At 63.9% G+C, this 26,392-nt stretch carries 24 protein-coding genes; 17 read left to right on the forward strand and 7 right to left on the reverse strand.

What is annotated here, in order from left to right; genetic code table 11:
* Nucleotides 1-8 precede the first annotated feature (8 nt).
* From CLU93_RS04520 to CLU93_RS04540, 5 genes are all read right to left on the reverse strand, one after another.
* On the reverse strand, nucleotides 9-797 hold the full coding sequence (locus CLU93_RS04520) for an ATP-binding cassette domain-containing protein (protein ID WP_099760157.1): 789 nt from the start codon (nucleotides 795-797) through the stop codon (nucleotides 9-11).
* An 8-nt stretch (nucleotides 798-805) separates the two neighbouring features.
* Nucleotides 806-1,858 (reverse strand): FecCD family ABC transporter permease, encoded by a 1,053-nt coding sequence (locus CLU93_RS04525; RefSeq protein ID WP_180287808.1) that lies wholly within the window; start codon nucleotides 1,856-1,858, stop codon nucleotides 806-808.
* Entirely contained in the window at nucleotides 1,855-2,793 is a 939-nt protein-coding gene (locus CLU93_RS04530; RefSeq protein ID WP_099760158.1) for a heme/hemin ABC transporter substrate-binding protein, read from the reverse strand. The genes CLU93_RS04525 and CLU93_RS04530 overlap by 4 nt, the downstream gene beginning before the upstream one ends.
* Nucleotides 2,781-3,881, reverse strand: coding sequence for a hemin-degrading factor (locus CLU93_RS04535; protein ID WP_218968324.1), 1,101 nt, complete (start codon nucleotides 3,879-3,881; stop codon nucleotides 2,781-2,783). The genes CLU93_RS04530 and CLU93_RS04535 overlap by 13 nt, the downstream gene beginning before the upstream one ends.
* Nucleotides 3,882-4,074: 193 nt before the next feature.
* A complete protein-coding gene (locus CLU93_RS04540) occupies nucleotides 4,075-4,974 on the reverse strand; it encodes a DMT family transporter (protein WP_071078773.1) in 900 nt (299 codons plus the stop codon).
* Nucleotides 4,975-5,291: 317 nt separating this feature from the next.
* On the opposite strand from CLU93_RS04540, the gene gcvA reads away from it, so the two are divergent.
* Nucleotides 5,292-6,236, forward strand: a complete 945-nt coding sequence (gene gcvA / locus CLU93_RS04545) for a transcriptional regulator GcvA (protein WP_099760159.1) — start codon at nucleotides 5,292-5,294, stop codon at nucleotides 6,234-6,236.
* Nucleotides 6,233-6,598, forward strand: coding sequence for a hypothetical protein (locus CLU93_RS04550; protein WP_099760160.1), 366 nt, complete (start codon nucleotides 6,233-6,235; stop codon nucleotides 6,596-6,598). Before gcvA ends, CLU93_RS04550 begins: the two co-directional genes overlap by 4 nt.
* Before the next feature lie 71 nt (nucleotides 6,599-6,669).
* On the opposite strand, the gene orn is transcribed toward CLU93_RS04550, so the two are convergent.
* Complete coding sequence (gene orn, locus CLU93_RS04555) at nucleotides 6,670-7,278, reverse strand: oligoribonuclease (RefSeq protein ID WP_180287809.1); 609 nt, start codon at nucleotides 7,276-7,278, stop codon at nucleotides 6,670-6,672.
* Between the two features lie 56 nt (nucleotides 7,279-7,334).
* Here orn and CLU93_RS04560 point away from each other — a divergent pair, with 56 nt between their 5' ends.
* From CLU93_RS04560 to ppnP, 15 genes are all read left to right on the forward strand, one after another.
* The gene (locus tag CLU93_RS04560) at nucleotides 7,335-8,615 is read left to right on the forward strand and encodes a M48 family metallopeptidase (RefSeq protein WP_099760161.1); all 1,281 of its coding nucleotides are present in this window, start codon (nucleotides 7,335-7,337) and stop codon (nucleotides 8,613-8,615) included.
* Nucleotides 8,612-8,977 (forward strand): 4a-hydroxytetrahydrobiopterin dehydratase, encoded by a 366-nt coding sequence (locus CLU93_RS04565; protein WP_099760162.1) that lies wholly within the window; start codon nucleotides 8,612-8,614, stop codon nucleotides 8,975-8,977. Before CLU93_RS04560 ends, CLU93_RS04565 begins: the two co-directional genes overlap by 4 nt.
* On the forward strand, nucleotides 8,974-9,879 hold the full coding sequence (gene rsgA, locus CLU93_RS04570) for a ribosome small subunit-dependent GTPase A (protein WP_096234426.1): 906 nt from the start codon (nucleotides 8,974-8,976) through the stop codon (nucleotides 9,877-9,879). Before CLU93_RS04565 ends, rsgA begins: the two co-directional genes overlap by 4 nt.
* Before the next feature lie 282 nt (nucleotides 9,880-10,161).
* Entirely contained in the window at nucleotides 10,162-10,578 is a 417-nt protein-coding gene (locus tag CLU93_RS04575) for a hypothetical protein (protein ID WP_099760163.1), read from the forward strand.
* Nucleotides 10,579-10,813: 235 nt separating this feature from the next.
* Entirely contained in the window at nucleotides 10,814-13,657 is a 2,844-nt protein-coding gene (locus CLU93_RS04580) for an ATP-binding protein (RefSeq protein WP_243420154.1), read from the forward strand.
* 286 nt (nucleotides 13,658-13,943) lie between these two features.
* Nucleotides 13,944-14,864, forward strand: a complete 921-nt coding sequence (argF, locus tag CLU93_RS04585) for an ornithine carbamoyltransferase (RefSeq protein WP_099760165.1) — start codon at nucleotides 13,944-13,946, stop codon at nucleotides 14,862-14,864.
* A gap of 69 nt (nucleotides 14,865-14,933) precedes the next feature.
* Nucleotides 14,934-16,169, forward strand: coding sequence for an argininosuccinate synthase (locus tag CLU93_RS04590; protein ID WP_099760166.1), 1,236 nt, complete (start codon nucleotides 14,934-14,936; stop codon nucleotides 16,167-16,169).
* Nucleotides 16,170-16,355: 186 nt separating this feature from the next.
* Nucleotides 16,356-18,167 carry a methyl-accepting chemotaxis protein gene (locus CLU93_RS04595; protein ID WP_099760167.1) on the forward strand — a complete coding sequence of 604 codons (1,812 nt, stop codon included), beginning with the start codon at nucleotides 16,356-16,358 and terminating at the stop codon, nucleotides 18,165-18,167.
* 4 nt (nucleotides 18,168-18,171) lie between these two features.
* Nucleotides 18,172-18,627, forward strand: a complete 456-nt coding sequence (locus tag CLU93_RS04600) for a chemotaxis protein CheW (RefSeq protein WP_099760168.1) — start codon at nucleotides 18,172-18,174, stop codon at nucleotides 18,625-18,627.
* On the forward strand, nucleotides 18,624-19,859 hold the full coding sequence (locus CLU93_RS04605) for a CheR family methyltransferase (protein WP_099760169.1): 1,236 nt from the start codon (nucleotides 18,624-18,626) through the stop codon (nucleotides 19,857-19,859). Before CLU93_RS04600 ends, CLU93_RS04605 begins: the two co-directional genes overlap by 4 nt.
* A 9-nt stretch (nucleotides 19,860-19,868) precedes the next feature.
* Complete coding sequence (locus CLU93_RS04610; protein ID WP_099760170.1) at nucleotides 19,869-20,555, forward strand: chemotaxis protein CheW; 687 nt, start codon at nucleotides 19,869-19,871, stop codon at nucleotides 20,553-20,555.
* On the forward strand, nucleotides 20,552-22,837 hold the full coding sequence (locus CLU93_RS04615) for a hybrid sensor histidine kinase/response regulator (protein WP_099760171.1): 2,286 nt from the start codon (nucleotides 20,552-20,554) through the stop codon (nucleotides 22,835-22,837). Before CLU93_RS04610 ends, CLU93_RS04615 begins: the two co-directional genes overlap by 4 nt.
* Before the next feature lie 10 nt (nucleotides 22,838-22,847).
* Complete coding sequence (gene cheB, locus CLU93_RS04620; RefSeq protein ID WP_099760172.1) at nucleotides 22,848-23,897, forward strand: chemotaxis-specific protein-glutamate methyltransferase CheB; 1,050 nt, start codon at nucleotides 22,848-22,850, stop codon at nucleotides 23,895-23,897.
* A 10-nt stretch (nucleotides 23,898-23,907) separates the two neighbouring features.
* Nucleotides 23,908-24,933 (forward strand): diguanylate cyclase, encoded by a 1,026-nt coding sequence (locus CLU93_RS04625; protein WP_099760173.1) that lies wholly within the window; start codon nucleotides 23,908-23,910, stop codon nucleotides 24,931-24,933.
* Between the two features lie 25 nt (nucleotides 24,934-24,958).
* Entirely contained in the window at nucleotides 24,959-25,273 is a 315-nt protein-coding gene (ppnP, locus tag CLU93_RS04630; RefSeq protein ID WP_099760174.1) for a pyrimidine/purine nucleoside phosphorylase, read from the forward strand.
* Here the strand turns inward: ppnP and murB are convergent, their stop codons facing one another.
* Nucleotides 25,274-26,302, reverse strand: a complete 1,029-nt coding sequence (murB, locus tag CLU93_RS04635) for a UDP-N-acetylmuramate dehydrogenase (protein WP_099760175.1) — start codon at nucleotides 26,300-26,302, stop codon at nucleotides 25,274-25,276.
* Nucleotides 26,303-26,392: the final 90 nt, after the last annotated feature.

The following is a 26,392-nucleotide window of genomic DNA, read 5'->3' on the forward strand; positions in this document are numbered from 1 at the left end:
TGAATGAGTCAGGCGGCTCTGCGCACCGCGCTTCTGGCAGGGATGACGCACACGTCGCCATCGCTATTGGTCGCCGTCGTCAGGGCGATGCCGTACAGCGCGGCCAAGGCGGGAACGGCGCCGGCATCGCTGGCGATATCGGCGACCAGCTGGCCCGAACGCACCAGCAGCAGCCGGTCAAAACCCAGCAAGGCGTGATTGATGTCGTGCAGGATGGCGACGACGGCGTGGCCGCGCGCGGCGCAAAACTGCTGCAGGCTATCGAGCAAATCGAACTGCAGGCCGGGATCGAGCGCCGCCAGCGGTTCGTCGACGAGTATCAAGCCATTTTTCACATCCCACATCTGCGCGAAGAGGCGCGCCAGCTGCACCCTGGCCTGCTCGCCACCGGACAGGGTGTCCAGGCGGCGGCCCAGCAAATGCGCGGCGTGCGCCAGGGCGGCCGCGTCCTGCACGATCCGTTCCAGTTGGGGGTCAAGCAGGCGCGCCACCCGTCCCAGACCGATCACCAGCGCGCACTGCAATCCAAAAGCCACGTTCGAGCCTTGCGGCAGCACGGCGCGGCGCAGGGCCAGGTCGGCCAGCGGCCACTGCGCCAGCGGCCGGCCCGCGAATATCACCTGTCCCGCCTGCGGCTGCAATTCGCGCGCCATCAGTTTGAGCAGGGTCGACTTGCCCGCGCCGCTGGGGCCAAGGATGGCGACGCGCTCGCCGGGCGCCACCCGCACATTGAAGGGGCCGAAATACTGCTGGCCCAACTGGGCGGTGGCGAAGGAGAGTTCCAGCAGTGGCGTCATGTTCACCTCTAGGCGCTGGCGTGGCGGAAGCGCCGCAACAGCATCAAGAAAAATGGCCCGCCCAGCAAGGCCGTGAAAATACCGACGGGGACTTCCGCGGGAATGGCGACAGTGCGCGCCAGGGTGTCGGCCAACAGCAGCAGCAAGCCGCCCATCAGCATCGCCAGCGGCAGCACGCGGCGCTGGTCGGCGCCCAGCCAGGTGCGCACCAGGTGCGGCGCGATCAGGCCGATAAAACCGATGCCGCCGCACCAGGCGACGGCAAACCCCGTCAGCACGGCCACCAGCACGATCACCTGCGTGCGCAGCCGGCCCACGTCGATACCCACGTGCAGCGCCTGCGCCTCGCCCAGCGCCAGCGCATTCAATGAACGCATCAGGAAGCGCGTGGCCCACAGCGCGCCGGCCAGCACCAGCAGCAAGGCCGCCACCTGGCGCCAGCTGCCGGCCGACAGCGAGCCGAGGGTCCAGAAAGTCAGAGTGCGCAGCTGGTCGTCGCTGGCCAGGTAGATGCACAGGCCCATGACAGCCACCGTGATGGCATTGAGCGCCACGCCCGTCAACAGCAGGCCGACGATGGAGCCTGGCGTGGCCCAGCGGGCGACGCGGTCGAGCAGCACGCAAATGAGCATGGCGCCGGCAAACGCGGCCACCGGCAGCAGCCACACGCGCAGCTCGGGCGCCACGTGCAGGCTGGCGGCGAAGACGATGGTGGCCGCGCCCGCGCAGGCGGCGCCGCTGCTCACGCCCAGCAGCCCCGGGTCGGCCAGCGGATTGCGAAACAACCCTTGCGTCAGGCCGCCGGCCAGCGCCAGCGCGGCGCCGATCAGGATGGCAAACAGGGCGCGCGGCAAGCGGATATGCCACAGCACGTATGCGCCACCGGATAGCGCATCGTCGCCCGCTTGAAACGGCGCCAGCCAGTCGGCCAGTGTCACGGGCACGGCGCCCGCCTGCACGGCGATGAGCAAGCCGCACACCAAAGCGGCTGCCAGCAGCCCGCCAGCACCCCAGCGTGGCCAGCGCCACGGAGCGACGTGCATCAGCGAGGCGACGTTCATGCGGCCATGGCTTTGGCAAACGCTGCGTCGAGCTCCATCAGCGCCTGCGGCATGCGCGGGCCAAAGCCCAGCAGCAGCATGGCTTCCTGCGAGACGATGCGGTGCGTGCGCCCGGCCGGCGTCTGCGCCAGTCCTGGCAATTTGAGGATGCCATCCACGCCGCCCGATGCCTTCAGACCCTGGTCCGTGACGAGCACGATATCGGGCCGCGCGGCGATCACGGCTTCCGGCGTCAGGGGCTTGTAGCCGGCGAATCCCCCCTGGCCGCCCATCACGTTGACGGCGCCCGCGTACGCGAGCATGGCATCGGCACCCGTCTCGCGCCCGCCCACCATCACCTGGTTCGGCGCATGGGCGAGAATGAACAGCACGCGCACGGCCGATTGTATCGGTGATTGGCTGCGCTGGCGCACCTTGCCCAGGGCGCCGTCCCACTGCTGCTGCAAGGCTTGCGCCAGGCGCGCGGCGGGGTCGGCACGGCCCGTGATCTGGCCCACCTGTTTCACCCGTTCGAGCAAGCCTTCGAACTGGTTATTCGCGCTCAGCACCGCCACCGGCACGCCCGCGTCGCGCACCTGACGCAACACCGCTTGCGGCCCCGCTTCCTCGGTGGCGATCAGCTGCGTGGGCGCCAGCGACAGCACGCCCTCGGCCGACAGGGTGCGCGCGTAACCCACTTGCGGCAGCTGTTGCGCCACGACCGGATACAGCGACGTCGTATCGACGCCCACCAGTTCGCCCTGCGCTCCGAGCGCGTAGACGATTTCCGTCAGGGCGCCGCCGACGCTGACAATGCGCCGCGCTTTCGCCACGGGTTTACCCGCGTCGGACACGGCGGCCAGCACCTGCATCGGCGCGGCCAGGGCCAGTGCTCCCGCCCCCATTTTTTTCAGCGCGATGCGGCGCGCCACGCTGGCGGCGATCATGCGGCGCATAGTTCGCCCTCCTGCGCCACTCTGTCGACGATATGGCGCCATTCGCACAATTCATGCACGCCCGGCTTGCGTTCGCCGAAGAACATGACGATGGTGTCGCCCCTGGCGTCGAACAGTTCCACCGACGTCACCAGGCCATCGACTGTCGGCTTTTTCACCACCCAGGCGCTGGCGATATGGTCTTCGCGCAAATGCAGGTTGAAGCGCGTGTCGAGGACATTGATCCATGGCCCCATCACGGCGATCTTGTGCACGGGGCCAGAATGGATCTGGATCATGCCGGCATTGCCGACGAAGGCCATGATGGACACCTTTTCGAGGGCGGCATCGTTGAGCAGGTCGAGTACGCAGGATTTGTCGATCTGCTGCACGAAGCGCGGCTCGGCCAGGCGCAGGCCTTGCAGGCGCGAGACCGCATATTTTTTCAGCACGGTGAAAAATTCATGCGTGTCGCGCAAATCGGCCCAGGCGGCACGAAAACCGGCCACGTCGATCTGCGCGTCGGGCAATTCGGCCGGCGGCGCCGCCGGCGCCGTCACGGCAATGCCGGCCGCCTGGTTCGCATCGGCAAAATGCGTCACCAGCGCGTCGTAGGCGGCCAGGTCGCTGTGCGGCTTGAGGAAAATCTTGTGCACGGCATGGCCGGCCGCATCGAAGAATTGCAAGCTGCGCTGCACCGCGTTTTCGCCCTCGTTCACCTCGCGTACGGCAAAGCCATGCGCCCAGTGGCGGTAAAACACGCGCAAGTCGATGTCGCCACCAAGCACCAGGCCCACATGATTGTTGTGGCTGGCTTTTCGATAGACGCCCGTCTTTTCATGCACGCACGAGGCGTTGCGCGTCAGCGCCATGACTTCGCCCAGCGGTTCCAGCGCGGCGACGATGGCGGGCCAGTCGGCTTGCAGGCGCACCGCGCCCAGCAAGGCGCCATCGGCCAGCGACAGGCCCGCATGTGCGGCGATCAGCTCGCCTTCGGCAATGCCCAGTTCCTCGGCGATGTCGCGGTGGCGGGCCTTCTTTTCGCAGCGCAGGCGGGCAAATTCTCTGGCGACCAGTTCGGTATTGCAAATGGGGAACGTGCTCGACACGGTGTCTCCTTTCAAGGCGAACACTGGCTGGCATGCGGAGGGCTGGCTGGTGGTGGGGGAATCTTGCAGTCAATTATAAATGAGAATCATTCGCAATCAAGATTTTATGTGTAAAAAAAAGCGCCGCGACAGGAAACCCGTCGCGGCGCAAAGGAGACCGATCGATACAGCCGATCAGTTCAGAAAAACAGGATCAGGCGCTGGCCTGCACGCCCGGCATGGCTGCGGGCTTGGCAGTGGGACGCTGCGCCAGCAAGACGACGGCGGCCAGCACCATGGCGCCGCCCAGCAATTGCGTGCCGCTCACGGTTTCTTTCAGCATGGTCACGCCGAACGCCATCGTGATCACTGGTTCAAACGTGGAAATGATGGAGGCCTTGGCCGCGCCGATTTGCGCCACGCCGGCAAAGAAGGCGGCAATCGCGATGGCCGTCGAGAACAGGGCGATGGCGCTGACGGCCAGCCAGCCCGTCGCCGTGCCCGGCAAGGCCACGCCTTGCCACAGGGCAATCGCAGTATTCGACAGGCCAGCCGTGCCCAGGATCACCACGCAGGCGGCCAATGGGTGAATATTCTCGCGGCTTTTCGACAGGCTGTTGCCAAACAGGATGTACACGGCGTACACGCCTGCCGCCATCAATGCCAGCGCGATGCCGATGGGCTGGCCCTGCAGCTTGCCGCCCAGGGTGATGGCCATGCCGGCAATCGCCAGCGCCATCAGCACCAGCATGCGCCGGTCCAGCTTTTCCCAGCCCAGCGCCAGCGCCAGGATCGTCACCAGCACGGGATACACATACAGCAACATGCCGCACAGGCCACTGCTGGCATACATCAGGGCATTGAAATAGCCTTGCGACTGGGCTGTATACATCAGGCCCATCAGCATGTAGCCGGCCAGCAGGCGGCCGCGCGGCAAGCGCCAGCCACCGAGCCACACGAGCGGCAGCAACAGCATGGCGGCGATGACGAAACGCAAGGCCAGCATGGTCGACGGGTTGACCCCGGACGCATAGGCCGCCTTGGCAAACACTGCGGAACTGCCGAAACCGGCGGCCGACAGCAACACCAGCGCAACAGCGCGGCGATCAGACATGACTAAACCTCTTTGAGTACGCCAGGGTAAACCTGCTGCGCGTCGCGCTTTGCGGCCGGCGATGCTCACCGTACTGAAGTACGGTTGCGCTTCTCGGCCACAAATCACTGCCGCTCGCGACGGTTTTCCCAGGCGTTGTAAATATTAATGCCAAGCAAGGCTGGAAGGTGATGCGTACGTGAAATGCATGCGTGAATCCTATTGCGGGTCACTTCACGTAATGACGGCATCATATTCGCTTGCGCAAAATGAAACAAACCAATATTCTTCACGGATAGGCCGAATATTACTGAGGCTCAATTCTCTTGAAGAGTGCCATGTCACGTCCCTTGCCCCCGCTCGCCGCCCTGCACGCCTTCGAAGCGGCTGCCCGCCATGAAGGCTTCCAGCGCGCGGGCGAAGAATTGCACGTCTCGGCAGGCGCCATCGGCCACCACGTGAAACAGCTGGAAGCGTGGCTCGGCGTCGTACTGTTCCAGCGCCTGCCGCGCGGCGTGGTGCTCACCAGCGCCGGCCAGCGCTATGCGGCTTCGCTGGGACCGATACTCAACCAACTGGCCGACGTCTCAGAGCAGGCGCGGCGCCAGGGCGACGACAAGGTGGTGACGGTGACGGCCACCAGCTCACTCGTCTCGCGCTGGCTGATGCCGCGCCTGGGCCGGCTGCGCGACCGCTATCCGCAAATCGAGCTGCGCGTGCTGGCCTCGATGCACCCGGTCGACCTGGCGCGCGATGGCGTCGACGTGGCCATCCGCCTGGGACCAGGCCGCTATCCGGGCCTCAAAGTGGATTTACTCATGGAAGAATGGTTTTCCGCCGTCTGCAGCCCCGGCTTTCGCGCCAACGCGGCCAGCCTGCGCCAGCCCACCGACCTGCTGCGTTACCCGCTGCTACACGACGAGCCGGAAGTGCACCTGCCCGGCGAAATCGACTGGACGCGCTGGCTGCACAGCTGCGGCGTGCATTACAGCGGCAATAGCGGCAACAGCGGCGCGCGCTTTTCGCACACATACTTATGCTTGGACGCGGCCGCCAGCGGCCAGGGCGTGGCCATCGCCGCCAGTCCCCTGATCGGCGACGACCTGCGCTCGGGCCGCCTGGTGCGCGTCTTCGAACACGCCGTGCGCGGTCCCCACTGCTATTATCTGCTGCGCTCGCCCCAGGCGGAAACGCGTCCCCTCGTGCATGCATTCTGCGAATGGCTGATCGCCGAGGCTCGCGCCGACCAGGAAACCGTCTGGCCCACCGTGGAGAGCGCATGACGAACAGGGAACTGGCGCGCAGCGCCACCTATATTGTCCAGCATGAATATGAACAAGCCACGGTGACGGCGGCCGATGGCCGGCAAGCCAGCCTGGGCGAATTCTATGGCGATCCGGCCGTGGCCTTGATCGATATCCATGAGCAATGGTGCGCCGTGGCGGGCGAGGGATTGGTGCTGTGCCGGCTGGGACAGCCGTTCGGGCAGAGCGCGGAATATTTCCGCCAGCCTGGCGAAGTGCGCTGGATCACGGCTTTACGACAAACGGGGCCGTTTGCGCTGGAGTGGCAGGATGAGGATGGCACTTGGCGCAGCCTTGTCTTTGAGGCGGCGGATGTGTCGGCTTACGCGCCAGGGCGCTAACCCGACCTACGCCAGCGGCGGTAACGGCTCGTAGGTCGGGTTAGCGCATAGCGCGTAACCCGACAACACCATTACAATTTAATAAAATGCTCGCGGTAGTACTTCAGCTCTTCGATCGATTCCAGAATATCGGCCAGGGCCGTGTGCTTCTGGTGTTTCTTGAAACCGGTGGCGATTTCCGGCTTCCAGCGCTTGCACAGCTCTTTCAGTGTCGATACGTCCACATTGCGATAGTGGAAGAACGCTTCCAGCTTCGGCATGCCGCGCACCATGAAGCGGCGGTCCTGGCCGATGGTGTTGCCGCACATGGGCGACTTGCCTGCCGGTACGTATTTCTTCAGGAATGCGATCAGTTCCGCTTCCGCCTGCGCTTCCGTCACGGTCGACGCTTTCACCTTGTCGATCAGGCCGGAGCGGCCATGCGTGCCCTTGTTCCAGGCATCCATCTTGTTCAGCGTTTCATCCGACTGGTGGATCACGAACACGGGGCCTTCGGCCAGCAGGTTCAAGTGCATGTCCGTCACCACCACCGCCACCTCGATGATGCGGTCGGTATCGGGCTCCAGGCCCGTCATTTCCATGTCGACCCAGACCAGGTTCATCTCATTTGGACGTGCCGGGACGGCGGGTGCGGGGGTGGATGCAGAGGTGGGTGCAGATAAGTCGGTCGCTTGTGACATAATTCTCTCTTGGCCTAATCAAACTAAATAATCAGCCATTTTCTCACAGGCACAGAATGTATTCACTCGCGTTTTCGATTTTGTTTGTATCCGTCCTCCTTTTGACCCTTGCCGTGCGCTTCTGGCTCGCTTCGCGGCAGATCCGCCACGTGCTGGCGCACCGCGCCGCAGTGCCTGCCGAATTCGCGGAAAAGATCCCGCTGGCCGCGCACCAGAAGGCGGCCGACTACACGGTGGCGAAGACCAAGTTCGGCTTGCTGACCTTGCTGATCAACTACGCCGTGCTGATCGGGTTCACCTTGCTGGGCGGCTTGCAGTGGCTGGCGCTGTCCCTGAATGAATGGATGGGAGCGGGTTCGCCCATGCTGTACCAGATCGGCCTGATCGCCGCCTTCGCTGTCATTTCCGGCCTGATCGACCTGCCTTTTGATTACTACCGCCAATTCGTGCTGGAACAACGTTTCGGCTTCAACACCATGGCACGCAAGCTGTTCTTCACGGACATGCTCAAGGGCGTGGGCCTGGGCGCGGCCATCGGCTTGCCGCTGATCTGGGTCGTGCTGACCCTGATGGCCAGGTCCGGCGACCTGTGGTGGCTGTACGCGTGGTTCGTCTGGAGCGGCTTCCAGTTGCTGATGATGGTGCTGTTTCCCACTGTCATCGCTCCCCTGTTCAACAAATTCACGCCGCTGGCCGATGCAGCGCTGAAAAGCCGCATCGAAGGCTTGATGCAGCGCGTGGGTTTCGCTTCGAAAGGCTTGTTCGTCATGGATGGCTCGAAGCGCAGCGCCCACGGCAATGCGTATTTCTCGGGCTTTGGCGCCAACAAGCGCATCGTCTTCTTCGACACCCTGCTGTCGCGCCTGGCGCCGCAGGAAATCGAAGCCGTGCTGGCGCATGAACTGGGCCACTTCAAGCTCAAGCACATCGTCAAGCGCATCGCCATGATGTTCGTCATTTCGCTGGGCTTTCTGGCGCTGCTGGGCTTCCTGAAGACGCAGCCATGGTTTTATGCGGGCCTGGGCATCGATCCCGTCACCCTGGCACTGACGGGCCAGCCGACGGATGCGCTGGCCCTGCTGCTGTTCATGCTGGCCTTGCCCGTCTTCACTTTCCTGCTGGGACCGCTGACCTCGCTCAGCTCGCGCAAGCATGAATTCGAAGCCGACGCCTTTGCTGCCACGCACACGCAGGCGGACGACCTGGTCTCGGCGCTCGTCAAAATGTATGAAGACAATGCGTCAACCCTGACGCCCGACCCGCTGCACTCGGCCTTCTACGACTCGCACCCGCCGGCCAGCGTGCGCATCCGCCACCTGAAAGGGGCTACGACATGAATACGCCATCGACTTCGCAAGACCTGACCCAACTGAATTGCTCGCCACGCCAGCAGGCGCTGGGCGACACGGACATCGCCACCCTGCACGCCCTGCTGCCCCAGTGGACGCTGCAAAATGGCAAGCTGTGCCGCGACTTCGGCTTCAAGAATTACTACCAGACCCTGGCGTTCGTGAACGCCCTGGCCTATATGACCCATACGCAAGACCACCATCCGGAGCTCATCATCACTTACAAAACCTGCGCCGTGCGCTACGATACGCACTCGGTCAACCAGGGCGCCGGCGGCCTGTCCGAAAACGACTTCATCTGCGCCGCCAAGGCCGACCTCATCTACCAGAGCAGCCAGGTGGTCCCATGAGCGAAGGCAAGTTGACGGGTATCATCATCGCCGCCCACGGCCGCCATTACCTGGCCGACGTGGATGGCGCCAAGCTGCAATGCGTGACGCGCGGCAAGAAGACCAATGTGGCCGTGGGCGACATCGTGCACCTGACGCGCACTTCCAACGACCAGGCCGTCATCGACCGCATCGAGGAACGCAAGACCCTGCTGTACCGCTCGGACCAGTACAAATCGAAGTTGCTGGCAGCCAACCTGACGCAGCTGTTCATCGTCGTGGCGACGGAACCGGGCTTTGCCGACGACCTGATCTCGCGCTCGCTGGTGGCGGCCGACGCGGCCGGCATCGCGGCGCGCATCATCCTGAATAAAACGGACGTAACGGCCTCGCTGGAGCGCGCCCGCGAACGCCTGCTGCCGTATTCCTCGATGGGCTATCCCGTCGATGAGGTATCGGCGCGCGCCGAACCGGAACACGCCGTGGCCACCCTGGCGCCGCTGCTGGCGGGCCAGTCGTCTATCCTGATCGGCCAGTCGGGCATGGGCAAATCGTCGCTGATCAACCTGCTGGTGCCGGACGCGGACATCGCCGTGCGCGAAATCTCGGCCGCGCTCGACACGGGCAAGCACACGACGACCTTTACGCGCCTGTACAAACTGGACGAACTGGGCGCCAACAGCTCCATCATCGATTCGCCCGGATTCCAGGAATTCGGCCTGTACCACCTGTCCGAGGGCATGCTGGAACGGGCCTTCCGCGAGTTCCAGCCCTATCTGGGCGGCTGCAAGTTCTACAACTGCCGCCATCTGATCGAGCCGCAGTGCGCCATCCTGCAAGCCTTGTCTGAAGGCAAGATCGCCAAGATGCGCCATACCCTGTATGGCCAGTTACTGCACGAATCGGCGCAAACGCTGTATTGAACGCACGTGGCGCCCGTCCCCTGAGCGGGCGCCAAACCGATAAAAACATTACCACTGCAAATTAAACAGAATTAAATTCTGCTGACAAGCCCGCTTTCTCGCATTCATTCCAAAACCATCCATCGTCCGATTTCGCGTTTCAGCGCCGGATTCCTGCATTTCATCGCTTTGAGCTGGCATGGCGCCGGGCCACTTGCTACCTTGGCATTGTCCCCGCCAGCGAACCTGCTGGAGACAACATCAGTCTAACTCCAACCAGCATTTTGATCACAAGGTGAAATCATGAAAGCATCGTTCTCGCGTACCCTCGCCCTCGGTAGCGCCGCCCTCGTCCTCGGCCTGTCTTGCCTCAGCGCCAGCGCGCTGGAAATCGGCGAACAGGACAAGGTCCAGGTCTCCGGCACGGTCTATAAACTGGCCCCGCAGGAATTCAGCCAGTACGGCAATCGCTACATGCTCGACACGGGCGATACCTTGCTGCTGCGCCAGCAAGTCAACCGCTATTTCACGCAAATCAAGGGGCAGCCCGAAGTAGAACTGTTCGGCCGTGCGCCGGGCGTCTTTGAAACGGCCAGCGGCACGCGCCTGGAATTTCGCAACGATGGCGACGTCGTCGCCATTAGCGGACTGAGCAATATTCCGGGCGCCGTGGCCAAGGCGGGCGACACGGCCAGCACCGGGCACTTCGCCGGCCGCTAAAGCAGCGGCACGGCGACCGGCTGGCAAGCCATTGCCAGGCTGTCCACGGGGCGTGCATCAGCCGGCAGCGGCTGATGTACGCCCCGCCTGCTTTGCGCAGCCTGAAATGGCGCGCGCAAAAAATACTGTCGAGCCTGCCAAACAACTGCATCCGAATGCAGCTTACAATGCGATCCAATAAGGTGTCACTGGCCGCTGGCCAACACCATCGCCTTGCGGGAGATTTCGGATGGAAATGTTCGCACTCGAACATGACATTGCACAGTGGGAAGACACACTGCGGCCATTGCGCGCCCTGGAGCGCCTGCCCTTGCTGATGCTGCTGGCATGGCATTTGCGCCAGCGCAACTGCGGACAAGCACTGCACCATGCGGCCGAAGCGGCGGCCCTGCTGCCCCAAGCCCAGCTGCCGGCCCACGCCCTGGCGATCGCGCAGGCGCGTTTGCAACTGGTGCAGGCGGAAGTGGCATGGCTGCAAGGTGCGCTCGATGCGGCTGAAAGCCTGGCCATGGCGGCGCACGCCATCCTGTGCGAGCACAGCGACGGCGCCGGTTGCGCCGACGCCCACTGGCTGCTGTCCTCGATCGCCGTCGACCGGGGCGACCATGCCCGCTGCGATGCCGAGCTGCTGGCCGCTGCCGGACAAGCGCGCAGCGCCGGCGATGCGATGCGCGCCAGCCTGGCCGACGCGGCCACCGCGCGCTGGGCCGTCTTGCGCGATGCGCCGGCCGCACAGGCCCGCTGGGGCAAGCACTTCCAGGCCGACAGCGGCAAGCTGCCTGCGCCGCTGGCCGCCTGGGTGCATGACTTCCGTGGCTTGCTGGCGCATACGTCGCGCGACCTGGGCGCGGCTGCCGGCCATTACATGCAAAGCTATGAAGCGGCGCTGGAAAGCGGCCAGCTGCGCGGCGCCATCACGGCCGCCATCAATATCGGCGACTGTTTCTCCAGCCTCAACGACAATGAATCGGCCCTCGAATGGATGCAGTGCGCGCTGGACCTGGCACGCCCCACCGGCTGGCCGCGCAGCATCGGCGCCTGCCAGACGCATACGGCCGAAACCATGCGCAAGCTGGGGCGCCTGGCCGCCGCCGAAGACTTGCTGCGCGAAGCGCTGCACCTCCTGGCGCCCATGTCGGGAGCGCGCACGTATGCCAACGCGTTGCTCCACCTGGGCGAACTGAGCCTGGACAAGGGCGACTACGACACGGCGCTCGATGCCTTCAGCCGCCTGGCGCAGCGCGCCGAAGCGCTGGGCCAGGCCGATTTCCGCAGCATGGCCCAGCGCGGCAGCGCCCACGCGCTGTCCTACCTGGACCGCCCGGACGAGGCGCTGCAGGCGGCCGAGCGGGCCCGGCAGTTGGCCACGGCGCAGGGCGACGCCATGCACCAGGTGGCGGCGCTGCGCGTGCTGGCCATGCTGCATGCGCGCCACGAGCTGCCGCCGCCGGCAGGCATGCAGGAACGCAATCCGGCCTTGCATTTCCTGCACCAGGCGCTGCAGGTAGCTTCTTCCATCGAAGGCTATGTGCCGCCCGGCGAACTGCTCGATGCGCTGGCACGCGAATACGCGCATGCGGGCGACTATGCGCGCGCCTACGACATCGCCCTCGATGCGGGCGTGGCACGCGAAAAAAGCCACACCCAGCAAGCCAGCAACCGCGCCACCGCCATGCAGGTCTATCACCAGACGGAACATGCGCGCTCGGAAGGCTATCACCACCGCGAACTGGCCGCTTCCGAAGCGCGCCGCGCCGAAGTGCTGCAGCAGACCAGCGACACGCTGGAACGGCTGTCGGCCATCGGCCAGGAAATCACCACTCACCTGGACGCCAGCGCCGTGTTCCAGGTGCTTGACCGCCACGTGCATGCCTTGCTGCCAGTCAACACCTTCGCCGTCTACATGCTCGATGCCGCCGGCACGGCGCTACGCCGCGCGCACGGCATGGAAGCGGGCCGGCCCCTGTCCGACAACGCCATTCCCCTGAGTAATCCACGCGCCTACTCCGTGCGCTGCCTGCTGGGCCGGCGCGAAGTGTATATCGACCAGGTGCCGCCCAAGCGCCACGCCTACACCGTACCCGGCACCCTGCATAACCAGAGTGTGCTGTACGTGCCCTTGACGGTGGGCGAGCGCGTGCTGGGCGTGATGACGGTGCAGGCTTGCCATGCCCACGCCTACGGCGAACGCGAGCGGCTGATCTTCCGCACCCTGTGCGCGTATGGCGCCATCGCGCTCGACAATGCCAGCGCCTACCGGCAGCTGCAAGATGCCCAGGCGCAACTGGTGTCGCAGGAAAAACTCGCCGCCCTCGGTTCCCTGATGGCCGGTGTGGCGCATGAACTCAATACCCCGATCGGCAACAGTCTGTTGATCGCCAGCACCATGCAGCAAAAGACGGAAGACGTGGAACGCCTGATGAACGGTCCCGGCCTGCGCCGCTCCGACCTGGCCGCCTACATCGACGATGCGGGCAAGGCGTCGGCGCTGGTGATGCGCGGCCTGCACAGTGCGGCCGACCTGGTCAACAGCTTCAAGCAGGTGGCGGTCGACCGCACCACGGAACAGCGGCGCCAGTTTGACCTGCAACAGGTGAGCAATGAAATCATCGCCACCGTCATGAACCGCATCCGCAGCTCGGGCCACCGCATCGAGACGGACATCGCATTCGGCATCGCCATGGACAGCTATCCGGGCCCGTTCGGCCAGGTGATCACCAACCTGATCAACAACGCCCTGCTGCACGCGTTCGCTCCCGCGCCCAACGATGGCGGCGCCGGCGCGGGCTGCATGCGCCTGTCCGCCACGCTCGATGGCGCGCGCGTACAGATCGTCTTTGCCGACAATGGCGGCGGCATTGCCGAACAGCATCTGTCGCGCATCTTCGACCCCTTCTTTACTACCAAGCTGGGCCAAGGCGGCAGCGGCCTCGGTTTGTCGATCAGCTACAACATCGTCACGGCCTTGCTGGGTGGCACCATCCAGGTGACCAGCAGCGCCGCCGGTACGCGTTTCACGCTCGATCTGCCGCTGCTGGCGCCGCAGAACGATGCGGCCACGCCGGCCAACATCTATTGAGCCGGCAAGAGCCTGGCTGGACGCGGCCACTTGTCTACACAAGTACCCGTCCGGCCAGTCTTTCCAATCTAAAAGCAAAACCCTTATAATTGAATGGCTGAAGTCCCTGCCATTGCATGATTTACAACTTGGCAAACCGCATCGACCCGCGCGACAAACAGGCACGGGCACCGATCAACACAGCAGCGCGCCGGGCGAGGCAGTCATCAGACGAGATGTTGTACGCTGATGCAACCCGGCGGGAAAGGCACGCCGCCGGCGGCCTGCGCATCTTCAAGTGGTCATTATGTCGATAAAAAAACCGATCAAGCACTACCTCCAGTTCTCCGATTTCACGTTGGAAGAGTACGAATATGTGATCGAACGCGCCCATCTGATCAAGCGCAAGTTCAAGAATTACGAAATCTACCATCCACTGATCGACCGCACCTTGGTGATGGTCTTTGAAAAGAACTCCACCCGCACGCGATTGTCGTTCGAAGCGGGCATGCACCAGCTGGGCGGCGCCGCCATCTACCTGAACACGCGCGATTCCCAATTGGGCCGCGGCGAGCCGGTGGAAGACGCGGGCCAGGTCATGTCGCGCATGTGCGACATCATCATGGTGCGCACGTTTGGCCAGGAAATCATCGAGCGTTTCGCCGCCAATTCGCGCGTGCCGGTGATCAATGGACTGACCAATGAACACCACCCGTGCCAGGTCTTTGCCGACATCTTCACCTACATAGAACACCGCGGCTCGATCGCCGGCAAGGTCGTCGCCTGGATCGGCGATGCCAACAACATGCTGTACTCGTGGCTGCAGGCGGCCGAAGTGTTCGGCTTCCACGTCAACGTCTCGACGCCGCAGGGCTACGACATCGACCTGGCGCAAGTCAAAACGGAACGCTATACCTTCTTCGCCAACCCATCGGACGCCTGCGAGGGCGCGCACCTGGTCAACACGGACGTGTGGACCAGCATGGGTTACGAAGCGGAAAACGCGGCCCGCATTGCCGCCTTCGACGGCTGGATCGTCGATGGCGCGAAGATGGCCCGCGCCGCGCCCGACGCCCTGTTCATGCACTGCCTGCCCGCCCACCGCGGCGAGGAAGTGGCCGCCGAGGTGATCGACGGCCCGCAATCGGTGGTGTGGGACGAGGCGGAAAACCGCCTGCACGTGCAAAAAGCGCTGATCGAATACCTGTTACTCGGTAAAATCAACTAATTCGCCAGGCACTGCAACCATTCTGGCAGCATCGCAATACATACATCGACAACGACAACTGGAAGCAATATGAGCGACATTAAAAAAGTAGTCCTGGCCTATTCCGGCGGACTCGACACCTCCGTCATCCTGAAATGGCTGCAAGATAACTACCAGTGCGAAATCGTCACCTTCACGGCCGACCTGGGCCAGGGCGAAGAACTGGAACCGGCGCGCGCCAAGGCCATCAAATTCGGCATCAAGCCGGAAAACATCCATATCGAAGACGTGCGCGAAGAATTCGTGCGCGATTTCGTCTTCCCGATGTTCCGCGCCAACACCGTGTACGAAGGCGAATACTTGCTGGGCACCTCGATCGCCCGTCCGCTGATCGCCAAGCGCCTGATCGAAATCGCCAACGCCACCGGCGCCGACGCCATCTCGCACGGCGCGACCGGCAAGGGCAACGACCAGGTGCGTTTCGAACTGGGCGCCTACGCGCTCAAACCTGGCGTGAAAATCATCGCCCCATGGCGCGAGTGGGATCTGCTGTCGCGCGAAAAACTGCTGAAGTACGCGGAAGACGCCGGCATCGACATCGACATGAAGCACAAAAACGGCGGCGCGCCGTACTCGATGGACGCCAACTTGCTGCACATCAGCTTTGAAGGCCGTCACCTGGAAAACCCGAGCGCCGAAGCGGAAGAAACCATGTGGCGCTGGACCGTCAGCCCTGAAAACGCGCCGGACGAAGCCGAGTACCTGGACATCGAATACGAAAAAGGCGATATCGTCGCCATCAACGGCGTGCGCATGTCGCCTGCCACCGTGCTGGCCGAACTGAACAAAGTGGGCGGCAAGCATGGCGTGGGACGCCTGGACCTGGTGGAAAACCGCTACGTCGGCATGAAATCGCGCGGCTGCTATGAAACCCCGGGCGGCACCATCATGCTCAAAGCCCACCGCGCCATCGAGTCGATCACCCTGGACCGCGAAGTGGCCCACCTGAAAGATGACCTGATGCCGCGCTACGCGTCGATGATCTACAACGGCTACTGGTGGGCGCCCGAGCGCGTTGCCCTGCAAACCCTGATCGACCACACGCAGGAAACCGTGAACGGCTGGGTACGCATCAAGCTGTACAAGGGCAATGTCATCGTCGTCTCGCGCGATTCGAAGACCGACTCGCTGTTCGACATGAACATCGCCACCTTCGACGAAGACGGCGGCGCCTACAACCAGGCCGACGCCGGCGGCTTCATCAAGCTGAACGCCTTGCGCATGCGCATCGCCGCCATCGCCCGCGAAAAGCGCGGCCAGAAGTAATTGCTTACAGGGAGGCACCGCCTCCCGTACCAACCCAAGCCGCCCACGGGCGGCTTTTTTACGTCTGGAACGCACTGGTCCGCGATTTACGCCCCTGCGCGCCCCTGGATTGCCCCCCATTTTGCTGTCCCCGTGGCAAAATGCTACAGTGCAATTTAGTCGAAACTTCCCGCTTCCGGAGCCACCATGTTCAAAGACCTGAGTATCAAGAATAAACTGTACCTGGGCTTCGGCTCCATCGTGGCCATCATCCTGATCCTGCTGGGCGTCGCCTACAACAGTTTTTCGCGCCTGTCGGAGGCCAATGCATGGGACCGACATACGATGGACGTGCTGGTCGAGATCGACAAGATTCACAATTCCGTCCTGCAAATCCAGGTGGAAGTACGCGGTTTCATCCTGACCGGCAACGAAGCCTCGCTGAACCCGGAAACGGACGAGATGGCAGTGCTGAGCCAGCACACGCAAAAAGCCATCAGCATGACGACCGACAACAAGGTACAGTCGGAACGCTTCCGCAAGATCGACCAGCTGACCAGCACCTGGGTCAAGGAGTGGATCAATCCGCTAATCGAAAAACGCCGCGCGCTGGGCAATGGCCCGGGCGCCACGGAAGCGGTGGCGCGCACCATGCCGCCAGGCGGCTACCCGGCCGTCAAGCAAGCCAACAAGCTGCTCGACGAAGTCGCGGCCGAAGAGTCGCGCTTGCTGGCCGAGCGCACGGCCAATACGGAAAAATTGCAGGAAACCATGCTGCTGACCCTGGCCCTGGGCGGTCTGCTGTGCGTGGTGCTGGCGCTGGGCATTTCCTACCTGCTGGGCCGTTCCATCCTCGGTCCGCTGAACAACCTGACCGATGCCGTCGGGCGCATCGCCGGTGGCGAGCAAAACGCGCGCGCCGCCATCCTCTCGCGCGACGAGCTGGGCAAGGTGACGGAAGAATTCAACCGCATGGCGCAAACCATCCAGGACAACCAGGCCAATGAGCTGGCGGCCACCAACAGCTTGCGGGCCAAGGTCGATTCGCTGCTGGAAGTGGTGTCGAAGGCGGCCTCGGGCGACCTGACGGGCAAGGTCGGCATCACGGGCAGCGACGCCATCGGCCAGCTGGGCAATGGATTGGCGAAGATGTTTGAAAACCTGCGCAGCCTGCTCAACAATGTGCAAAAGGCCGGCATCCAGGTGACGACGTCGGCCACGGAAATCGCCGCCTCGGCACGCCAGCAGGAAGCCACGGGCATCGAGCAGGCGCAAACCAGCGTGGAAATTCTCAGTACCACCAAGGAAATCTCGGCCAATACGAGCCAGTTGCTCAAAACCATGGAAGACGCCACGGCCGTGGCCGACTACACGACGAATGCCACGGCCGAAGCGCAAAACAACCTCAAGCGCATGGATTCGACCATGCAGCACATGGTCTCGGCCACCGACTCCATCAATGCCAAGCTGGCCGCCCTGTCGGAAAAAGCCAGCAATATCAATAGCGTGCTGATCACCATCACCAAGGTGGCCGACCAGACCAATATCCTCTCGCTGAACGCCGCCATCGAGGCGGAAAAGGCGGGCGAAGCGGGCCGCGGCTTCTCCGTGGTAGCCACGGAAATTCGCCGCCTGGCCGACCAGACCTCTGTTTCCACTTGGGATATCGAGCAAATGCTCAAGGAAATGCAGTCGGCCGTGTCGGCCAGCGTGATGGGCATGGATAAATTTTCCGAGGAAATTCGCCGCAGCGTGGGCGAAGTGCGGCAAGTGGCCGAGCAGCTGTCATCCGTGATGGACCAGGTGCAAAAACTCACGCCGCAATTTGATGCCGTGCTGCAAGGCATGCAGTCGCAAGCGATAGGCGCGTCGCAAATTTCCGACACCATGATGCAGCTCAACGACGCCACCCAGCAAACGGTGGAATCCTTGAAAGCCACCAGCGAAGCGGTGCACCAGTTGCAATATGCGGCGGGCGACCTGCAGTCGAGCGTGTCGTCCTTCGCCGTCACCATCTGATCCCATGAAAGTACTGCTCTTTCACATCGGACGCGACCGCTATGGCCTGCCCCTGGCCGGCATCGTGCGCGTGCTGCCGCTGCTGGAGCTGAAACAGCTGCCGCTCACGCCAGACTATGTGGCCGGCCTGATGGACTTGCACGGCACGCCCGTGCCGGTGATCGATCTGTCGCGCCTGGCCGGGCTGCCGGCCGCCGTCGCGCAGTTCGACACGCGCATCGTCATCGTCGACTACCGCGCGCCTGGCGGCGCCACGCATGCGCTGGGCTTGATGGCCTCGCAGGTGCGCGGCATCGCCGACATCGACCCGCAAGGGCTTGAAGACAGCGGCGTGGCGACGGCGCCGTTCCTGGGCCAGGTGGCCAGCGACGCCGACGGCATCGTGCAGCTGGTCGAACTGGCACACCTGCTGCCGCCCGACGTGCGTGCGCTGCTGTTTCAAGACGCGAGCGCGCAATGACGGCACAAGCCCTGCTGCGCCGCGCGACCGGCCTGTCCGTCTCCAAAGCCGTGGCCGAGCGGGCCGTCGGCCAGCGCATGGAGCAAACGGGCTTTAGCGATAGTGCCGCCTACCTGCAGGCGCTCACGCCGGCCGAAATGACGCAGCTGATCGAACTGGTAGTGGTGCCCGAATCGTGGCTGTTCCGCGACCCGCAGGCGTTCTACGCCACCGTCGAACTGGTGCAGGAACGCTGGGCGCGCGGGCGCGCCACGCGCATCCTGTCGATTCCGTGCGCGGGCGGCGAAGAACCGTATTCGATGGCCATGGCGCTGCGCGACGGCGGCGTGCCGAAACAGGCCTTCAGCATCGACGCGTATGACCTCAGTCCCGGCTGCATAGAACGGGCGCAGGCCGGCGTGTATGGCCGCAACGCCTTCCGCGCGCAGGACGTGGCCTTCCGCGAGCGTTATTTCACGCACGTGGCCGATGACGCCTACCGCATCATCGACGCCCTGCGCGAACAGGTGACCTTCAGGCAGGGCAACCTGCTGCAGTTCGATACGGCCACCTGCAGCCGCCATTACGACGTCATCTTCTGCCGCAACCTGCTGATTTATTTCGACAAGCCGACCACGCGCACGGCCATCCATAACCTGTCCGCCCTGCTGGCCGACGACGGCATGCTGCTGGCCGGCTACGCGGAAGTACCGTCGTTTTGCCAGAACGGCTTTGCGCCGCTGCAGTTCCGCCAGGCCTTCGCGCTGAAAAAGGACGCCACGCCACCGGCCGCCGTGATCCAGGTGGCCGCCTTGCCGCCGCCGACGCGCACGCTGCGCAGCGTGCCGCCCGCGCCACGGCCCGCGCCGGCCCGCGCCGCCCCTGCGCCGGCGGCGCGTCCGCGCCCCGTGCCGGTGCCGGCGCCGCAGCCACCGGCGGATCTGCTGGCCGAAGCGCGCCGGCTGGCCGACCGTGGCCAGTTGCGCGAGGCGGGTGAAAAATGCCACGCTCACCTGGCCCGCGTGCCCGAGGCGGCCGAAGCGTATTTCATGCTGGGCATCATCAATGAACTGGCCGGCAAGATGGACCTGGCCGACGACTACTGGCGCCGCTGCATTTATTTGCAGCCGGACCATTACGAGGCGCTGTGCCACCTGTCCCTGCTGGCCGAACGCAATGGCAACCACACGGCCGCCACCACCCTGAAGGCGCGCGCGGCGCGCATCTACCAGCGCCGCCAGGCGTCCAACTAAGGGGCAAGCATGACCAACCTCATCGCCACCGAGTCCTCCGCCGGCATCGACGACTGCTGGAACCATATCGGCGTGGTCGGCGACCAGAGTTGCCCCAGGCTGCCAGCCAATGTACATTGCCGCAACTGCGACGTGTATGCGGGCGCCGCCCAGCGCAACCTGCAACGGCCCGTGGACGCACATTACCAGCGCGACTGGGCCAGCCACTTCCGCCAGATCGATGCGGGCGGCGAAGTGCGCGACAGCTCGGCGCTGGTGTTTCGCATCGGCCGCGAATGGCTGGCGCTGCCCACGCGCGTGTTCGATTCCGTCGCGCCGCAAGCGAAGCCGCACGTGCTGCCGCACCGCAGCGGGCGCGGCCTGTCTGGCATCGTCAATATCGGCGGCAAGCTGTATCCGTGCATGTCGCTGGCCAGTTTGCTGGGCATCGACGAACAGGGTGCGCCGCCGGCCCGCGGCCGCCACACCTTTGCGCGCCTGCTGCTGATGCGCTGGGAAGAGCAAGCCTATGCCCTGCCCGTGGCCGACCTGCACGGCATCGTGCGCTACGCCTCGGGCAGCGTGCAAACGCCCGCTGCCACCATCAACAAGGGCCTGTCGCGCTATCTGTCTGGTGTCATCACCGAGGGCGACATGCGCATCGGCTGCCTGGACACGGCGCTGATCGGCTTTCAACTTGCGAGACTATTACGATGAGCCAGGACCAGCACGGCGACCTGAGTGCCTTTTCCATGCTGGACCTGTTCCGCATGGAGGCGGACAGCCAGACCCAGATTCTCACCGATGGCTTGCTGGCCATGGAACGCCATGCGGGCGACGCGGCCGCCGTCGAATCGATGATGCGCGCGGCGCACTCGATCAAGGGAGCCGCCGCCATCGTCGGCCTGCAAGTGGTGGTGCAGCTGGCGCACGGCATGGAAGACAGCTTTGTCGCCGCCCAGCATGGCCGCCTGAAACTCACGCCGGAGCGGGTCGACGTGCTGCTGTCGGGCGTCGACCTGATCGTGCAGCTGTCACGCCTCGACGATGCGGGCGCCGAAGCGTGGCTGGCCGCCAACGCAACGCAGATCGACCAGACCCTGAACGCCATCGCCGGCATCGCCGAGCTGCCCGAACTGCCGGCCCTGCCCCCGCTGCCTTCGCCTGTGTCGTCGTCCCCCGCCGAACTGCAAGCGACGGTGGCCGGCGGCCTGGCGGGCGAGGAAGTGGAGTCGGCTGCCGCCCACGCGCCGCGCACCGGCGCGCCAGCCAAGGCCCAGGCGCAAAATTTCGACAAACTGCTGTCGCTGGCCAGCGAATCGCGCATCAATGCGCACCAGATGCACCCGTTCATCGGCGCCCTGCAGCGCTTCAAGCGCAACCAGAGCAGCCTGTTTTCCGCCATCGAACAGCTGCATGTCGCCATTGCCCGCTCGGGCGACCCGGACCTGATGGAAAAATCCCTGCTGGCGCTGCACAAGACGCAGCCCCTGAAGCAGTTCATGCTCGAACACATCGCCGATATCGAAACCTATGAACGGCGCCTGCTGGCCGTCTCGCAGGGCATGGTCGACGAAGTGCTGGCGCTGCGCATGCGCCCTTTCCGCGACGGCATCCATGCGTTTCCGCGCATGGTGCGCGACCTGGCGCGCAGCCTGGGCAAGGAAGTGCAGCTGGAGATCGACGGCGAAGACACGCTGGTCGACCGCGATATCCTGGCGAAGATCGAAAGCCCGCTGAACCACATGCTGAGGAATGCCATCGACCATGGCATGGAAGGTCCGTACGAGCGCATCGACGCCGGCAAGGCAGCAATGGGCACGATACGCATGGAAGCGCGCCACCGCGCCGGCATGCTGAGCATCGAGATCAGCGACGACGGGCGCGGTGTCGACCTGGAAAAAATCCGCCAGTGCGTCATCGAGCGCAAGATGGCCAGCCCCGCCATGGCCGCCGCGCTGTCGCCGGGCGAGCTGCTGGAATTCTTGTTCCTGCCCGCCTTCAGCCTGAAAGCGACGGCCAACCAGTTGTCCGGACGCGGCGTGGGCCTCGATATCGTGCACGAGACGATACGCCAGCAAAACGGCACGGTGCGCCTGGAGTCGGAGCCGGGACGGGGTTTTCGCGCCCTGATTACCCTGCCGCTGACGCAGTCGATCGTGCGCGCGCTGGTGATCGACATCCAGGGCGAGGCCTACGCCATCCCCATCGTCAAGGTGGAAAGCGTGGTGCGCGTGCCGCAAACGGCCATCCATACCTTGGAAAACAAGCAGTTCTTTGAACTCAAGGGCGAGCATCTGGGCCTGGTGTCGGCGGCGCAGGTGCTGGAGCTGGGCGAAACACCCAGCTGCGCCGACGATTTGCCGGTGGTGGTGATCGGGCGCGGCAAGCAAAGCTATGCGCTGGTGGTCGACGCCATCCGCGGCGAGCAAAGCCTGGCGGTGCAAGCCATCGACCCGATCTTTGGCAAGATGCGCGACATTTCCGCCGCCGCCCTGCTCGACGACGGCGAGCCGGTGCTGATCCTCGACGTGCCCGATTTGCTGCTGTCGATCGACAAGCTGCTGCACGAGGGCGGCCTGCACCAGCTGGCGCAGGCCGGCCACGCGCAGCAGCGCCGCGCCAAGCGCATCCTCGTCGTCGACGATTCGCTGACGGTGCGCGAAATGGAGCGCAAGCTGCTGCTGGCGCGCGGCTTCGACGTCGACGTGGCAATCGACGGCATCGACGGCTGGAACGTGGTGCGCAGCGGCGAGTACGACCTGGTGATCACCGACGTGGACATGCCGCGCATGGATGGCATCGAGCTGGTCTCGCTGATCAAGAAAGACCTGCACCTGCACAAGCTGCCGGTGATGATCGTCTCGTACAAGGACCGCCCGGAAGACCGCGCGCGCGGCCTGTCCGCCGGCGCCGATTATTATCTGACCAAAGGCAGCTTCCACGACGAGACCTTGCTCGACGCGGTGGCCGACCTGATAGGAGATGCCCGCTTATGAGTCGTACTTCATGAAAATTGCCATTGTCAACGATGTCGCCATGGCCGCCGAAGCCCTGCGCCGGGTAGTGGCCAGCACGCAGGAGCACCAGGTGCTGTGGATCGCCCGCACGGGACTGGAGGCCGTGCGCATGTGCGAGGCCAACCGTCCCGACCTGATCCTGATGGACCTGAACATGCCGGAGATGGATGGCGTGGAAGCGACGCGCCTGATCATGGAGCAAAGCCCGTGCGCCATCCTGGTGGTCACGGGACGCCCGCAGGACAATGTCAACCAGGTGTTCCGCGCGCTGGGCGCCGGTGCGCTCGACGTCACGGCCACGCCCGTGCTGCAGGGAGAAGTGGGCGGCGACAGCGAACTGCTGGCCAAGATCAAGACCATCGGCAAGCTGATACGCCACAGCGCCGAAGCGCCGCCGCCGCGCCAGGTGCAAGCGAACGGCGAGCGCGGCGATGGCCAGGTCACCACCCTGGTGGCCATCGGCGCCTCGACGGGCGGGCCGTCAGCGGTAGCCAAGGTGCTGTCCGGCTGGACGGCGCCGCCCGGCTGCGCCATCGTGGTGGTGCAACATATCGATGAAACCTTCGCCTCGCACTTCGCCAAATGGCTGGACGATCAACTGGACATGCCGGTGCGCGTGATCGCCGAGGGCGACGAACTGGTGGCAGGCAGCGTGCTGGTCGCCAAGACCAATGATCACCTGCTGCTAGATCAAAATTATCGTTTGGGTTACGATGCGGCACCACGCGACTATGTTTACCGTCCTTCCGTCGATGTCTTCTTTCATTGCGTGGCACAGCACTGGCGCGGCGATGCCATCGGCGTGTTGCTCACAGGCATGGGCCGCGATGGCGGCGACGGCTTGCTGGCCATGCGCCGCGCGGGCAAGACGACGATAGCGCAAGACCAGGCCAGCAGTGCCGTGTATGGCATGCCGCGCGCGGCAGCCGAACTCGATGCAGCGCAGCAAATCCTGCCATTGGATAGAATAGGCGCCAGCCTGCGCAACCGCCTGGGCGCGAAACTCAACAATGGGTGGGAGTCCTCCCCTAACATCTGAAAAGAATGCAATGCCAGAATTTTCCTCCAGTTTCACCCTGCATGAGCCCGCATTGACCGAATTCAAGGTCAGCGTGCTGCTGGTGGACGACCAGTTGATCATTGCTGAGGCAATCCGGCGCATGCTGAGCGACCAGCAGGATATCGAGTTCCATTACGTGACCGACGCCACGCAGGCGCTGGACACGGCGCTGCGCTTGCAACCGACCGTCATCCTGCAAGACCTGGTGCTGCCGGGCATCGACGGCTTCGCGCTGATCCAGCTGTACCGCGAACACGCGGCGCTGGCGCATGTGCCGGTGATCGTGCTGTCGGCCAAGGATGACCCGAAACTGAAGGCCCACAGCTTTGCCGTCGGCGCCAATGATTACGTGGTGAAACTGCCGGACCGCCTGGAATTGCTGGCGCGCATACGCTACCATTCGAATGCGCACATCAGCCGCCTGCAGCGCGACCAGGCATTTCGTTTCCTGCGCGAAAGCCAAAAAAACCTGGCCGATGCGAATATCGAATTACAGAAACTTGCCGCCCTCGATGGCTTGACGGGCATCGCCAACCGCCGCCGCTTCGATGAAACCTTGCAATTCGAATGGCCGCGGGGCCAGCGCGACAAGACGCCGCTGAGCCTGCTGTTCTGCGATATCGACCATTTTAAAAGCTATAACGATCACTTTGGCCACCTGGCGGGCGATCTGTGCCTGAAAAAAGTCGCTGCCGTGCTGACGGAACATCTGAAACGCCCGGCCGACCTGGCCGCCCGCTATGGCGGCGAAGAATTCGCCCTGATCCTGCCGGAAACAGAAGCGGCCGGCGCGCTGCTGATCGCCGAAGCGTGCCGGCGCCACCTGGAGGGCTTGCAGATCGAGAACCCGGCGGCAAGCACGGGCATCGTCACCATCTCGATCGGCGTGGCCACCATCGTGCCGTCCCCGGACTCGACGGTCGAGCAACTGATCAACCGCGCCGACCAGGCCCTGTACGCGGCCAAGCGCGGCGGACGCAACAGCGTGCTGAGCGCCGCTGACGTCGAAGACTGATTTTTAACAGCAAGGAAAGTGAAGCATGAGCACACAACTGGACAATGTCAGCGTCGTCAAAAAGTCGAATATCTACTTTGACGGCAAGTGCGTCTCGCACAATGTCATCCTGGCCGATGGCACGAAGAAAAGCGTGGGCGTGATTTTCCCGTCATCGCTGCGCTTCAACACGGGCGCGCCGGAAACGATGGAAATCGTCGGCGGCCTGTGCAAGGTCCGCCTGGCCGACGCGACAGAATGGAACAGCTTTGCCGCGGGCACGCAATTCAAGGTGCCGGGCAATAGCCATTTTGATATTGAAACCGTCGAAACTGTCGACTACGTCTGCCACTTCGGCTAATCAGACAAACACAGGCTCGGGCGACAGGCGCACGCCATATTTCGCCTCTACATCATCCTGTATCGCTGCCGCCAGCCGGGTAATGTCCGCGCCACGAGCGCCGCCATTATTCACCAGAACCAGCGCCTGCTTGGGATACACTCCCGCGGGCCCCAGGTTTTTTCCCTTCCAGCCACACTGATCGATCAGCCAGCCGGCTGCCAGCTTTTCCGTACCATCGGCTTGCGCATGGTGCACCAAGGTGGGAAAACGTTCCAACAAGGCAAGACACTGCTCGCGTGACACCACGGGATTCTTGAAGAAACTGCCCGCATTGCCGATCACGGCCGGGTCGGGCAATTTACGCCGGCGTATCGCCATCACCGTTTCAGCCACCTGTTGCGGCGTCGGTTCGGCAAGATGGCGCTCGGCCACGGCCTGTGCCAGTTCCGCATAGCGCAAGTTCGGCTGCCACTCGGCAGGCAAGGCAAACGTCACTTCCAGCACGATCAGTTCGCGCCCGTCCGCCTGCTTGAAGATGCTGTCGCGGTAAGCGAAACGGCAAGCATCGCGGTCCATGTCGAAGACGATGCCGCTGGCGCTGTGCATGACGCTCACGCTATGCAGATAATCCTTGATTTCAACGCCATACGCGCCAATATTCTGGATAGGGGCCGCGCCCACGGTACCGGGGATCAGCGACAGGTTTTCCAGCCCGCCCACGCCTTGCGCCAGGGTCCACTGCACGAAGTCGTGCCAGTTTTCACCGGCGGCGGCGGTGACGAGGATGGTCTCGAAGTCGGCCTGCGCCAGGCGCATGCCGCGCGTGGCCATGTGCAGCACGGCGCCGGGAAAGTCGCCCGTCAGGACGATGTTGCTGCCGCCGCCCAGTATCAGGCGCGGCATGGCGGACAAGGCGGGATCTTGCAGCGCGGCCTGCAATTGGGCTTGCGACGTGATGCGTACGTAGGCGGCCGCATTGGCCGTGATGCCGAAGGTATTCAGGCGCTGGAGGGAGTAATTGTGTTCGATGGTGAGCTCTGGATGCATGGGATAGGGGAATTTTGCTCGATTATAGAGCGAAAGCGACAAAAAACCACCTCAGGACAAGGGCGACTTGCCCGTTGTCCGTTAAAATGT

The sequence above is a fragment of the Janthinobacterium sp. 35 genome (assembly GCF_002754575.1).
In the GTDB taxonomy this organism is placed as follows: domain Bacteria; phylum Pseudomonadota; class Gammaproteobacteria; order Burkholderiales; family Burkholderiaceae_D; genus Janthinobacterium; species Janthinobacterium tructae.